Source organism: Aeromonas sp. R7-2, assembly GCF_040908105.1.
Taxonomy (GTDB): domain Bacteria; phylum Pseudomonadota; class Gammaproteobacteria; order Enterobacterales; family Aeromonadaceae; genus Aeromonas; species Aeromonas caviae.
In genome coordinates, this window is record NZ_JBFODC010000024.1 from 21,133 (window position 1) to 33,740 (window position 12,608).

Sequence of the window (12,608 nt, forward strand, 5' to 3'; positions counted from 1 at the left end):
CGAATTCACCCCTGCTCGGCACGAAGATGGTAGTGACGATTGCTGCCCTGCCCCAGCACGCCCTGCGCCAGCAGATGCTGGAACACCCGGTCCACCTCCTCCAGAGACAGTGACAATGCCTCTGCCACCTTGCGTTTGCTGCATTTGAGCTCGCCGCTCTCCAGCGCGCCGCGCACCTGGGCGACCACGGCTGGCTCGGGCATGGGTCTGCTGATGGCTGGCGGCTCCGGGGTCGGCACTGCGACCCGGGCCTCGGCTTGCGCCTTCTCCCGTTGCCACATCCATTGACGGCGGAAGCGGTTCTCCTCACCGATCAGGCTGACGAAAAAGGCACCAAACGCATCGAGCAGGATAGACAGGAAGCAGACCAGCAGGAACTGCACCTGGCCGATGCTCATGCCCACCCCGTCCGCCAGACTGCTCATCAGCCCCAGCATGGAGGACTGCTCCCCCAGCGGCTTGGCGTCCCGCTCCTGGCGCAGCTCGTCCTGACGCAGCCTGAGCTTGGTGTTGGCCTGCTGCAGACCGCTGACGCCGCTCGAGATACGCGCCATCTCGATGTATTTGCGGGCCGCCTCTTCGTTGAGCTGGATCTGCCGCTCTATGCTGGCTATCTGCTCGTCGAAACGGGCTATCTCCCGCTCGTGACGCGCCTGCTGGCTCAGGATGGTGTTGGTGGCGCTGTTGATGCCGCCGATACTGCCCCCGATGGAGATGGCGGCCAGCACGCTGTAGAACAGCAGCGACCAGAAGGCGCCGCCCAGATCCCGCCTCGCCTTGCACTCGCCGTACTCGTACCAGACGTAGAACTTGCCCAGCTCGAAGATGATGGCCAGCCCGCCGAACAGCCACTTCATCAGGGGGTTTTCGTCGATGGAGAGAAACAGCAGCAGGGAGAAGACGATGGAAGCCAGAATGGCCAGCCCGGTAAAACTGTAGACTGTCGTGAGGGCGAACCATCCCTTGGGGTAACGCAATGCGGCGCAAGCCTGTGTAGTCATGATGAAGCGGGAAACATCTGCAGGAAAAGTTGGCTGCCGATTATAGTCGCCACTCCCCCGGAGAGAAGGGCAAATCCCCGAATTCCCGCCGATGGACGATCAGCTGCCCAGAGTGCGACCAAAACGTGCAAATCGGCAGCAGAAAAACACTACAATCGACCCCGTACCTGAAGGACATCTGCGGTTATGCTCGGGTTAAGCCCGCCGCATTACACTCATTTCCACCGAACACGACTCGAGGACATCATGAACAGAACGACGGCTTTGTTGCTCTCTCTTTTTCTGATCACTGGTAGCGCCCTGGCACAGGACGAAGGGAGCCAGACCTTCTCCGTGGATGCGCTGACCTTCAATCTGGACTGGAATGACACGCAGTTTGACTGGTCCCAGAGCAACTGCTTCGATCTCGGGAGCGGTGACACGGCCGCCGCCGACTGCAAGAGGATCAACCTCAGTCTGGAGGACGAGACGCAGCGCAACCAGCCCCCCAGCACCAACCAGATCAGCACGCAACCGGATCAATGATCCCCCTGACAGGAGCCTTGATGCGATGACCCACATGACCATGACTTCCCGCGGCGCACTGCTGCTCTCCCTGCTTCTGGTTCAGGGAATGGCCTTTGCTGCCCCCCCTTCCAAACACGATGACGACATCCGGATCTCCACCGACCAGGGCCGGGTAAGCCTGGATTGGGACGACAAGGAGTACGAGTGGTGGCAGCACAACTGCCTGGATGTCAGCACCCGGACCAGCCGCATCCAGCTCAACTGCGACAACATGGATGGCAAATACCGCGACCATTACAACCGCAGCATTCACAGTGGCAACAACCCGGGTCAGGGCCATGACAAGCCCAGGAACAAGCACGGCGGCAACGGCCACCAAAAACACTGACCAGCATGCCCATGGACATGGTTGAGGGGCCTGTGGCCCCTGGAGTCATGTCCCCTACCAGTAGTTTTCCATGCTGATATTGCCGGGGGCGCGACGCAGGTTCTTGGCAAGCCCCAGCCCGAGCAGGGTCTGCTGAGTCTCTTTCACCATGGCGGGGTTGCCGCAGATCATCACTTGGCTCAACTCGGGGGAGAAGTTCAGCCCCACCCTCGCCTGCAAGCTGCCATCGACGATGGCTGCCGGGATGCGCCCTGCCATCGCCTCCGGCCAGGTCTCACGACTGACGAAGGGAACATAGCGAAAACGCTCGCCATGCTGCTCGGCAAAACTGGCGATAAGCGGCTGATAGCTGAGCTCTTCCCCTTTTCTCACCCCATGTACCAGCACCAGATGCTCGAAGCGGTCGAAGACCTGTCCTTCTGCCAGCATGGCGAGGAAGGGGCCGATGGCGGTGCCGGTTGAGAGCAGCCAGAGATCCCGTCCCGGGGGAATCTCATCCAGGGTCAGAAAACCGGTGGCCTGGGACTGCACCAGCAGGCCGTCGCCCACCTGCAGGGAACCGAGAGAGGGGCTCAGTTCACCGCCGGGGATCTCCACCAGATAGAATTCGTGATAGGGCGTGCCGGGAGGATTGACGAAGGAGTAGGCACGCTGGACGCGACGCTCGCCCTGCTCCAGGGCCAGCTTGGTGAATTGACCCGCCTTGTAGGGGGCAAGTTCCGCCTCCACACGCAGGGAGAGCAGGGTGGGTGTCCACTCGATGCGCTCGATGACCCGACCTTCGACCCAGGCAGCCATAAAGGTTCTCCTCCAGAGGAACAGACCTTCACTTTACCCCTTGATCTGAAAATAAAAAACCCGCGCATGTGCGCGGGTTTTTCTGCAAGAGCTGAACGCTATTACAGAGCAACAACCTGGATTTGTACGGTTGCTTTGACGTCAGCGTGCAGCTGAACAACAACTTCGTACTCACCGGTGTTACGCAGAACGTTGCCCATGCGGACTTCGCTCTTGGCAACGGCTACGCCGGCAGCAGTGATGGCTTCAGCCACGTCACGGGTACCGATGGAACCGAACAGCTTGCCTTCGTCGCCAGACTTGGAGGCGATGACAACGGCAGCCAGCTCACCCAGCTTGGCAGCGCGCTCTTCGGCAGCAGCCTTGTTGGCAGCCAGTTTGGCTTCCAGCTCAGCGCGACGAGCACCGAAGGCTTCGATGTTGGCCTTGGTGGCCATAACAGCTTTGCCTTGCGGGATCAGGTAGTTACGGGCATAACCAGCTTTTACGGAAACTTGGTCACCCAGACCGCCCAGTTTGGCGATCTTATCGAGCAGGATAACTTGCATTACCTTTCCTCTATAAATTTCGTTGAGTTAGGCGTAAGCGCCGGGCCGATTCTTACTTGTTGTGCAGATCGGTGTACGGCAGCAGAGCCAGGTAACGAGCACGCTTGATGGCGCGTGCCAGCTGACGCTGATACTTGGCGCGGGTACCGGTGATACGGCTCGGTACGATCTTGCCAGATTCAGTGACGTAGTTTTTCAGAGTAACGATATCTTTGTAGTCGATCTCGGTAACGTTCTCGGCGGTGAAGCGGCAGAACTTACGACGACGGAAATAACGTGCCATGGCCTTTATCCTCTAATGCGGTGATCTAAGAATTACTCTTCGGAAGACGCTTCAACAGCATCTTCGCGACGCTCGTCGTCACGACGGGTGAAGCGCTCTTCCTTGGCCTTGGCCATCGGAGAAACTTCAGTCACGGCGTGCTTGGTGCGCATGATCATGTTGCGGATAACGGCATCGTTGAAGCGGAAGTTGGTTTCCAGCTCATCGATAACGGCCTGTTCAGCTTCTACGTTCATCAGAACGTAGTGAGCCTTGTGCAGCTTGTCGATCGGGTAAGCCAGTTGACGACGGCCCCAATCTTCCAGGCGATGAATGGTACCACCAGCGGTGGTGATAGCGCCGGTGTAACGCTCGATCATGCCAGGTACTTGCTCGCTCTGGTCCGGATGAACCATGAAGACGATTTCGTAATGACGCATTTTAGCTCCTTACGGATTAATTCAGCCTCCGCCCAGGTGCAGCCAGACCTCGGAGGCAAGGAACATAGTGATGTTTAGACGCTGCTTTCTAGGGCGGCGTATTGTACGAAATCACCTCTCCCACTGCAACTGACGAAGCGAGATGTTTTTCTCGATGAGCCCGATACAAAACTTTAATTGATAACAATTATCATTTAGATCCATACTCTCCTCATATCCCCACGGAGGATGACAGTATGCAACCTGCGCTCACCACGGCCATCCCGGCCCGCAAATTCAAGCTGACCCTGCTCGGCCCCGCCTTCATCGCCGCCATCGGTTATATCGACCCGGGCAATTTTGCGACCAATATCCAAGCCGGCTCCACCTTCGGCTATCAACTGCTGTGGGTAGTGGTGTGGGCCAATCTGATGGCCATGCTGGTGCAGACCCTCTCGGCCAAGCTCGGTATCGTCACTGGCAAGAACCTGGCGGAACACATTCGTGATCGCCTGCCCAGGCCCGCAGTCTGGGCCTATTGGGTGCAGGCCGAGATCATCGCCATGGCCACCGATCTCGCCGAGTTCATCGGCGCTGCGGTCGGCTTCAAGCTGCTGCTCGGCATCACCCTGCTGGAAGGTGCCTGCATCACCGCGGTGGTCACTTGGGGGATCCTGATGTTGCAATCCCGCGGCCAGAAGCCGCTGGAGTTCGTGGTGGGGGGCCTGCTGCTGTTCGTGGCCGCCGCCTACATCGTCGAGCTGGTGTTCTCGCGCCCCCATCTGCCGAGTCTGCTGGAAGGGGCACTCTTCCCCGGTCTCCCCAATGGTGATGCTGTCTATCTTGCTGCCGGCGTGCTTGGTGCCACCGTGATGCCCCATGTCATCTATCTCCACTCGGCCCTGACCCAGCACACCCAGGAGCAGGGCACGGTGACCCAGCGACTGCACAGCACCCGGGTCGACGTGGCCATCGCCATGACCATCGCCGGCTTCGTCAACCTGGCCATGATGGCCATGGCGGCGGCCGCCTTCCACAGCTCCGGCAACCAGCAGGTGGCCGAGCTGGAATCGGCCTACCAGACCCTCACGCCCCTGCTGGGACCGGCAGCCGCCACCCTGTTCGGCCTCTCCCTGGTCGCCTCCGGCATCAGCTCTACCGTGGTGGGCACGCTGGCCGGCCAAGTGGTGATGCAGGGCTTCGTGCGCTTCACCATCCCGCTCTGGCTGCGCCGAGCCATCACCATGGCTCCCGCCTTCGTGGTGATCGCCATGGGTCTCAACACCACGGAAATTCTGGTGCTGAGCCAGGTAGTGCTGAGCTTCGGCATCGCCCTCGCCCTTATTCCGCTGCTGATCCTGACCGGTGATCGCGCCCTGATGGGGGCACATCGCAATCACCCCGTCACCCAGGCCGTGGGGCGCCTCATCGTCGCCCTGGTGATCGGCCTCAATGCCTATCTGCTGGTTACCACCCTCTAACGCCATCTTGAGGCTCATTGACCCGAGTTGATGAGCCTCTTCGCACTTTCGCGTATGCTGCCCCTTTCCCTTCTCATCATCTCGTTGCGGGAGCCCTGCCATGGAACATACCCGAGCCAGCTTCGTACTGGGCCACCATCAGGAACAGGCCAGCGTCGTCTGTTGCAAACAGGGGGATCCGACCCTGCTGGTCACCGACCTCACCCCCTTTCATCCCCAGAGCCACCTCTGGCCCGATCAACCCGGTGACGTGGGCACAGTGCGCTGGGAAGGGGGGGAAGCGGCCGTGGGCCCCTGCCGCATGGGCGCCATCAGTCCCGAGGGCGAGCTGTTCGTGGATACGGAGATTCCGGTCAAGCGAGGGGCTGATGGGTGGGCTTTCGTGGTGGTGCATCCCCTCGCCGATTCCCATCACCTTGCCATTGGCTCGCCTGTGGAACTGACAGTGGATGCCGAGGCACGCCATGCCCTGAGCCTGGGCCACAGCGCCTGCCACCTGGTGGCACTGGCCCTCAATCGGGCGCTCACGCCCTATTGGCGAAAGGAGACAAGCGAGCTTGACGCTCTCGGGCAGCCGGATTTCGACCGCCTCGCCATCCAGCTCTCCCGGGTCGAGCCCAGAGGATCAAAGGAGCAGTACCGGATCGGCAAGAGCCTTCGAAAAAAGGGAATTAACAGCGAGGCACTGCTGGCCGACCTCGACAGGATAGCGATCCAGGTCAACGAGCAGCTGATGCGCTGGCTCAAAGAGGGAGGCGAGATCCGCCGCAGCCGGGCCGGTGATGCCATCATCGATTCCCGCTACTGGCATGGTATGCTGGACGGTCGGGAGATCACCATTCCCTGTGGCGGCACCCATGTGGGCAGTCTGACCGAGTTGGGCCAGGTTCAGGTGACGCTGGCCTCCAGTGAAGAGGGATTTACCCTCACCACCCGGGTCACCCCCTGAACCACCCCAGCCCTCCTGATGCCGCACCGCCCTGACCGGGGCGGTGTCCCGACAGAGAGACCGCAGGCAGATCAGCGCGGCGATATCTCACCCCGGTCTGACGACCACATGGCCACGGGGTAGCAAAAAACCATGCGATGCACCACGGGTGAGGGGCCACTTGCCCCTTTCCTGGCGCCTGACGATGTCAGGCAGGCTCCCTTCGCATCCCCATGTGAGGGATGTCATCTTCCAGATACCCTTCCCCTTCGGCCACGAAACCATGCTGGCCGTAAAAACCTTGCAGGTGGGCCTGTGCACCGAGCCAGATGCTGTGTGCAGGCCAGCGGGCCTCGCACTCTCTGACCGCTTGCGCCAACAGGCGGTGACCCAGTCCGCCCCCCCGCGACGTGGGAGAGGTGACCACGCGGCCGATGGCGGCGCCGCTGTCATCACCAATGCCGGGTGTCATGATGCGGGCATAGGCCGCCAGGTGATCCCCCTCACGACCGAGCAGATGCAGCACGCCGTCACGGCGATCCAGCCCGTCCAGATCCTGGAAGGGACAGGTCTGCTCCACCACGAACACCTCGGCGCGCAGGGCAAGCAGCTCATACAATTCATCCGTGGTCAGCTCGGACCAGGATTTCATACTCCAGTTCATGAATGACTCCTGTTTAATGGGGTCTGACAGCATAATCTTGCTCCCGACGAGGGGCATTAACCTTGGTTAAGTTGCCCCCCTTCTCATCCAATGCGGACATGGCCAGCAAAGAGCCGATCTCTGCCCAGGTTCATCGGCAATCCCTTCTGGCTCAACCCTGATCTCGAGTTTTCAGCCGCCTGCGGATGCGGCTCAGGCTGATGGGGGTGATCCCCAGATAGGCGGCAATCTGGTGATCCGGAACCCTGGCATCCAGCGCGGGGAAGCTTCGCAGAAAATGCTGATAGCGCGCCTCTGGGCCCCCGGTCAGCAGCAACAGCTCTTTCTCCTCCTTGATGCGCAGTTGCACTTCAAGGAGATGGTGATACCAGGCGGGCCAGCAAGGGAGTCGGCGCAGATCCGCCAGCGGAAGAAGTTGCAGCCGGCAAGGCTCCAGCGCCTCCACGCTGTAGCGGGCGGGCTCACCACTGAGCAGGTGGTGGAAGTCGATAAACTCGTCCCCCTCCCAATAGAACTCCTTGATGTACTCGCGGCCATCCGCCAGCACCACCTTGGCCCGCAGCAACCCCTCCTCCACTCTGACCAGCAGCGCCGGACTGTCGCCGGCATGCCAGAGGCAGGTGCGAGGGGGCAAGGTCAGGGAGCGGACAAAAGAGAGGAGGCGCTCGGCCTCCTGCTCATCTGCAACCCGTTCCCAGACAAAGGGGGGTCTGTCGGTCATCGTCTTGTCAGACGCGGCGCTGGCGCACGGCTTCGAACAGGCAGACACCGCTCGCCACCGAGACGTTGAGGCTGGATACTGCCCCCGCCATCGGGATGCTCACCAGCTCGTCGCAATGTTCGCGGGTCAGGCGGCGCATCCCCTTGCCTTCGGCCCCCATCACCAGCGCCATGGGGCCGGTGAGTTTGGCCTGATAGAGATCGTGATCCGCCTCGCCGGCGGTACCCACGATCCAGACGCCGCGCTCCTGCAGCTCGCGCAGGCTGCGGGCCAGGTTGGTGACCTGGATGAGCGGCACCACTTCGGCGGCGCCACAGGCGACCTTGCGCACCACGGACGTGAGGCCTGTGGCCTTGTCCCGCGGCACGATCACCGCATGTACCCCGGCCGCATCGGCACTGCGCAGACAGGCGCCGAGATTGTGCGGGTCGGTCACCCCATCCAGTACCAGCAGGAAGGGCGCTGTCTCTTGCGCCGCCAGACCGTCCAGCAGGCTGGCCAGGTCGTGCTCGGCCAGCTTGGGCGCTTCAATCACCTTGGCCATGATGCCCTGGTGATTGTTGCCTTCCGCCTTGTCATCCAGCGTCTTGCGGTTCACGCTCTGCACCCTGATACCGAGGGATTCCAGCTCGGCCAGCAGGGGATGCAGCCGCTCGTCATCGCGGCCCTTGAGAGCCCACACCTCGATGAAGCGCTCGGGGGTGCGCTCCAGCAGCGCGGAGACGGCGTGAATGCCGTAGATCAGTTCAGTACTCATTTAGTGCTCTTGGCCTTGTCGCGAGCCTTTTTGCTCGGTCGTCTGTTGCTGGGCTTGGCACGGCCACCCTTGTCGGATTTACCGCTCTCCTTGCCCTCTTTGCGTTTCTCGTGGCGCTGGGCGCTCTTGGCCTTCTCTTTCTTGATCTCGGCCTGCTTGCGCGCCATCTCCTTGGCGTTCTTGCCGGTGGCCTTGAGGGGCTCTTCCACCATCACGAAGTCGATCTTGCGATCGTCCAGGTTCACGCCCATCACCTTGACCCGCACCTTGTCACCCAGACGGTAGCGGCGGCGGAAGTTCTCGCCGATCAGCTGCTGGTGCAGCGGGTCGAACTGGTAGTAGTCGTTGGTGAGGGTGCTGACGTGCACCAGACCGTCGATGTGGATCTCCGCCAGACGCACGAAGAAGCCAAAACCGGTGACGCTGGCGATGACGCCGTCAAACTCGTCACCCACGTGATCCAGCATGTACTCGCACTTGAGCCAGTCTGCCACGTCGCGGGTGGCATCATCGGCACGGCGCTCCGTCATGGAGCAGTGCTCGCCCATCGGGTCCACTTCTTCCAGCTGGTAGTGGTAGCCACCGCTCGGCGTCCACTTGTGGCGCAGGTTGGCCTGCTGCTCCTTGGCGGTCTGGTACTTGATCGCCCGGTGCAGGATGAGATCCGGGTAACGACGGATTGGCGAGGTGAAGTGCGCATAGGACTTCAGGGCCAAGCCGAAGTGACCGATGTTGTCGGCCTGATAGATGGCCTGACGCATGGAGCGCAGCAGCATGGTGGAGAGCAGTTCCGCATCCGGGCGCCCTTCGAATTTGGCGGCCAGGTCGGCAAAGTCCTTCGGCTCGGGCTCCAGGCCCCCCTTGAGCTCCAGACCCAGTTCGGCCAGGAAGTCACGGAAGCCGGTCAGACGCTCCTCGCCCGGGCGGTCGTGCACCCGGAACAGGGCGGCGGCCTCGTTCTTCTCGATGTAGCGGGCGGCTGCCACGTTCGCCTGGATCATGCACTCTTCGATGATCTTGTGGGCGTCATTGCGCACCAGCGGTACGATACGGTCGATCTTGCGCTGGGCGTTGAAGATGAAGCGGGTCTCCTCGCTCTCGAACTCCACCGCACCGCGTTGATGACGGGCATGCTTGAGCGCCTTGTAGAGGTTGCTCAGCTCCTCGATGTGGCCCACCAGCGGATCATACTGCTGACGCAGCTTGGGATCCCCGTCCAGGATCGCCGCTACCTTGGTGTAGGTCAGGCGAGCGTGGGAGTTCATTACCGCTTCGTAGAACTTGTAGCCGGACATGCGGCCGGCGGCGGAGATGGTCATCTCGCACACCATGCAGAGCCGGTCGACCTGCGGGTTCAGGGAACACAGACCGTTGGAGAGCACCTCCGGCAGCATGGGCACCACGAACTCGGGGAAGTAGACCGAGTTGCCGCGCTGATAGGCTTCGGTGTCGAGGGCCGTGCCCGGTTTCACATAAGCCGAAACGTCCGCGATGGCGACCCACAGGCGCCAGCCACCACCGCGCTTGGCTTCACAGAAGACGGCGTCATCAAAGTCGCGGGCGTCTTCCCCGTCGATGGTCACCAACGGCAGGGCGCGCAGATCGATGCGACCCTCTTTGGCCTTCTCCGGCACCTGCTCGCCGAGACCGGCGACCTCCTTGGTCACCTCTTCCGGCCAGGTGTGCGGAATGCCGTGGGTACGCAGGGCGATCTCGATCTCCATGCCGGGCGCCATGTTCTCACCCAGGACTTCCAAGACGGTGCCGACCGCATTGAAGCGGGCAGTGGCGCGCTGGTTGATGCGCACGACCACGACCTGGCTCTGGCGAGCTCCCTTGTTCTCCCCTTCCGGGATGATGATGTCCTGGCCGATGCGGCTGTCATCGGGTACCACGAAACCGACGCCGTTCTCGACGAAGTAACGACCGACGATGTCCGCCTCGCGGGATTTGAGCAGGCGCACCAGACGCGCTTCCTGACGACCCTTGCGATCGATCTCAGTCGGCTGCACCAGGGCATAGTCGCCATGCATCAGGCGCTGCATCTCGCGGTTGTTCAGGAAGAGATCCGCTCCACCACCCTCGGGGCGCAGAAAACCGAATCCATCTTTGTGGCCAAGCACATAGCCTTTGACCAGATTCAGGCGATCCGGCAGGGCGTAACATTGGTTGCGGGTGAACACGAGCTGCCCGTCGCGCTCCATGGCACGCAGACGACGTCGCAAGGCTTCCAACGGCTCTTCATCGGTCAGCTTGAGGACCTTGGCCAGCTCTTCCCGGGACATGGGTTTCTCATGGCCCTTGATGAGCTCCAGCAGCATCTCGCGACTGGCGATGGGGTTTTCGTATTTTTCGGCCTCGCGTTGGAGGAAAGGATCTTTTTGAGACATAAGCAGGCCTTAGGGTAGGTAATAACGCAGACATTATATCGGAGGGGGGAGCTAATGGCATCCATCGACTGCCTTTTGGCCATTCTCTCTGTCATACTGGACACAGTTTGCAGGTATGTGAGACTCGGAACTCATGAGCAAGGACTCGTTCGCCCAATCTGCCGCCTATTTGAAACAGGCGGTTCCCCTGATGATCAAGTATCAAATTCCCACCACGCCGAACAACTATCACCTTTGGTACAGCTATGTCTCCGGCGACATGCCCGAACTCAACCATGCCGTCGATCAGGCGATAAAACAACAGGGGACCTTCTCCCTGACCACCTGTGAGCGTCTCTACCACCAGCACCTTGCGGCTCAGGACGAGCAGCAGATGGAGGCGATGAAACTTAATCTGGCGGCCATGGCCAGCGAGCTGAGTCACTCGATGCAGGATGCCATCTCCGATACCGGGCTGTTTCAGGAGATGCTCGACAAGAGTTTCGACAAGCTGAGCAAGATTGATGACGAGGGGCTCAGCCTGGAAGACACCATGGGGATCCTGCGGGATCTCGTGCGCGAGTCACGTGACGTACGCATGTCCACCCTCCACTTTCGCAACCAGCTCAGCAGCGCCGAGAAAGAGATAAAGGAGCTGAAACAGGCCCTGAACGAGACGAGGAAGCTCGCCACCGAGGACCCGCTCACGTCTCTGCTCAATCGACGCGCCTTCGATCTCGAGATGGACAGCCTCATTCGCAGCAAGCAGCCCTTCTCCCTGATCCTGACCGATATCGATCGCTTCAAGAACTTCAACGACGAATACGGACATCTGCTGGGGGACCAGGTGCTGCGCATCGTCGGCAAGCGGCTGCGAGAGGCCAGCAAGGAGGGCATAACCGCCTATCGCCTGGGGGGTGAGGAGTTTGCCCTCTTGGTGCCAAACCGCGCCCTGGCGCTGACCCGCCAGATGGCCGAGAGCCTGCGTCGCGTCATCGAGCGGATGTCGATTCTGGATCGCAAATCCGGGCGACGCATCGATCACATCACCGCCTCGTTCGGCGTGGGGGAATACATCCCCCAGGAGACGGCAGACACCCTGATCGAGCGTACCGACAAGCTGCTCTACAAGGCCAAGGAGCTGGGACGCAATCGGGTGATGCCACTGCCCTCCTGATCCCACCAGATGCAAAAAGGCCGGTCATTGACCGGCCTTTTTCAAGCTTCCCTTCTCGGGATCAGAGGCTTTTCAGCTTCTCTTCCGGCAGGGCCAGCTCGTCATTGTGGTTGACACCGATACCGCGCTCCAGCACATGGCGGGCGATGGCATGGGCCTCTTCCAGCGAGTGCATGCTGTAAGTACCGCACTGGTATTCGTTCAGCTCGGGGATCTTGCCCTGATCCTGCACGGTCAGCACGTCGCTCATGGCGGCCTGCCAGGCAGCGCCAACACGGGCTTCATCCGGCGCACCGATCAGGCTCATGTAGAAGCCGGTGCGGCAACCCATGGGAGAGATGTCGATGATCTCCACCCCATTCCCATTGAGATGATCACGCATGAAGCCGGCAAAAAGATGCTCCAGGGTATGGATGCCGCGCTCGGAGAGGATCTCCTCGTTCGGCACGCAGAAACGCAGGTCGAACACGGTGATGGTGTCCTTGTTCGGGGTCTGCATGGTCTTCGCCACTCGCACTGCCGGGGCGGCCATGCGGGTATGGTCGACGGTAAAACTGTCCAATAACGGCATTTCTGACTCCTGATTTG

General features: G+C 61.0%; 15 protein-coding genes. 5 read left to right on the forward strand and 10 right to left on the reverse strand.

Translation table 11 applies throughout. The annotated features are described in order from the left end of the window. Window positions 1-5: 5 nt before the first annotated feature. Window positions 6-1,001 (reverse strand): hypothetical protein, encoded by a 996-nt coding sequence (locus AB5Y47_RS09650; protein ID WP_049636447.1) that lies wholly within the window; start codon window positions 999-1,001, stop codon window positions 6-8. Window positions 1,002-1,247: 246 nt separating this feature from the next. Here AB5Y47_RS09650 and AB5Y47_RS09655 point away from each other — a divergent pair, with 246 nt between their 5' ends. Together AB5Y47_RS09655 and AB5Y47_RS09660 are read left to right on the forward strand one after the other, a co-directional pair. Continuing rightward, window positions 1,248-1,526 carry a hypothetical protein gene (locus tag AB5Y47_RS09655; protein ID WP_174722078.1) on the forward strand — a complete coding sequence of 93 codons (279 nt, stop codon included), beginning with the start codon at window positions 1,248-1,250 and terminating at the stop codon, window positions 1,524-1,526. A 25-nt stretch (window positions 1,527-1,551) separates the two neighbouring features. Further along, complete coding sequence (locus tag AB5Y47_RS09660) at window positions 1,552-1,896, forward strand: hypothetical protein (protein ID WP_010673122.1); 345 nt, start codon at window positions 1,552-1,554, stop codon at window positions 1,894-1,896. A 54-nt stretch (window positions 1,897-1,950) separates the two neighbouring features. Here the strand turns inward: AB5Y47_RS09660 and AB5Y47_RS09665 are convergent, their stop codons facing one another. The 4 genes from AB5Y47_RS09665 to rpsF form a co-directional block, all read right to left on the reverse strand. Continuing rightward, window positions 1,951-2,694, reverse strand: coding sequence for a ferredoxin--NADP reductase (locus tag AB5Y47_RS09665; protein ID WP_052814586.1), 744 nt, complete (start codon window positions 2,692-2,694; stop codon window positions 1,951-1,953). Between the two features lie 101 nt (window positions 2,695-2,795). Further along, on the reverse strand, window positions 2,796-3,242 hold the full coding sequence (gene rplI / locus AB5Y47_RS09670; RefSeq protein WP_010673120.1) for a 50S ribosomal protein L9: 447 nt from the start codon (window positions 3,240-3,242) through the stop codon (window positions 2,796-2,798). Window positions 3,243-3,294: 52 nt separating this feature from the next. Further along, a complete protein-coding gene (gene rpsR, locus AB5Y47_RS09675) occupies window positions 3,295-3,525 on the reverse strand; it encodes a 30S ribosomal protein S18 (protein WP_005313392.1) in 231 nt (76 codons plus the stop codon). A gap of 32 nt (window positions 3,526-3,557) precedes the next feature. After that, window positions 3,558-3,944, reverse strand: a complete 387-nt coding sequence (gene rpsF, locus AB5Y47_RS09680) for a 30S ribosomal protein S6 (RefSeq protein WP_005331771.1) — start codon at window positions 3,942-3,944, stop codon at window positions 3,558-3,560. A gap of 236 nt (window positions 3,945-4,180) precedes the next feature. Between rpsF and AB5Y47_RS09685 the strand changes: the two genes are divergently transcribed. Then, the gene (locus AB5Y47_RS09685; RefSeq protein ID WP_045523273.1) at window positions 4,181-5,404 is read left to right on the forward strand and encodes an Nramp family divalent metal transporter; all 1,224 of its coding nucleotides are present in this window, start codon (window positions 4,181-4,183) and stop codon (window positions 5,402-5,404) included. Window positions 5,405-5,504: 100 nt separating this feature from the next. Beyond that, window positions 5,505-6,353 carry a hypothetical protein gene (locus AB5Y47_RS09690; protein ID WP_368220193.1) on the forward strand — a complete coding sequence of 283 codons (849 nt, stop codon included), beginning with the start codon at window positions 5,505-5,507 and terminating at the stop codon, window positions 6,351-6,353. Window positions 6,354-6,540: 187 nt separating this feature from the next. Here AB5Y47_RS09690 and AB5Y47_RS09695 read toward each other — a convergent pair whose 3' ends face one another. The 4 genes from AB5Y47_RS09695 to rnr form a co-directional block, all read right to left on the reverse strand. Beyond that, a complete protein-coding gene (locus tag AB5Y47_RS09695) occupies window positions 6,541-6,996 on the reverse strand; it encodes a GNAT family N-acetyltransferase (protein ID WP_368220194.1) in 456 nt (151 codons plus the stop codon). 151 nt (window positions 6,997-7,147) lie between these two features. Then, window positions 7,148-7,717 carry a Crp/Fnr family transcriptional regulator gene (locus AB5Y47_RS09700; protein WP_010673116.1) on the reverse strand — a complete coding sequence of 190 codons (570 nt, stop codon included), beginning with the start codon at window positions 7,715-7,717 and terminating at the stop codon, window positions 7,148-7,150. A gap of 7 nt (window positions 7,718-7,724) precedes the next feature. Beyond that, window positions 7,725-8,474, reverse strand: coding sequence for a 23S rRNA (guanosine(2251)-2'-O)-methyltransferase RlmB (rlmB, locus tag AB5Y47_RS09705; RefSeq protein ID WP_041214488.1), 750 nt, complete (start codon window positions 8,472-8,474; stop codon window positions 7,725-7,727). Then, on the reverse strand, window positions 8,471-10,864 hold the full coding sequence (gene rnr, locus AB5Y47_RS09710; protein WP_049636454.1) for a ribonuclease R: 2,394 nt from the start codon (window positions 10,862-10,864) through the stop codon (window positions 8,471-8,473). Before rnr ends, rlmB begins: the two co-directional genes overlap by 4 nt. 133 nt (window positions 10,865-10,997) lie before the next feature. On the opposite strand from rnr, the gene AB5Y47_RS09715 reads away from it, so the two are divergent. Next, complete coding sequence (locus tag AB5Y47_RS09715) at window positions 10,998-12,020, forward strand: GGDEF domain-containing protein (RefSeq protein WP_041214487.1); 1,023 nt, start codon at window positions 10,998-11,000, stop codon at window positions 12,018-12,020. A 61-nt stretch (window positions 12,021-12,081) separates the two neighbouring features. On the opposite strand, the gene luxS is transcribed toward AB5Y47_RS09715, so the two are convergent. Beyond that, window positions 12,082-12,591 (reverse strand): S-ribosylhomocysteine lyase, encoded by a 510-nt coding sequence (gene luxS, locus AB5Y47_RS09720; RefSeq protein WP_010673112.1) that lies wholly within the window; start codon window positions 12,589-12,591, stop codon window positions 12,082-12,084. Window positions 12,592-12,608 lie beyond the last annotated feature (17 nt).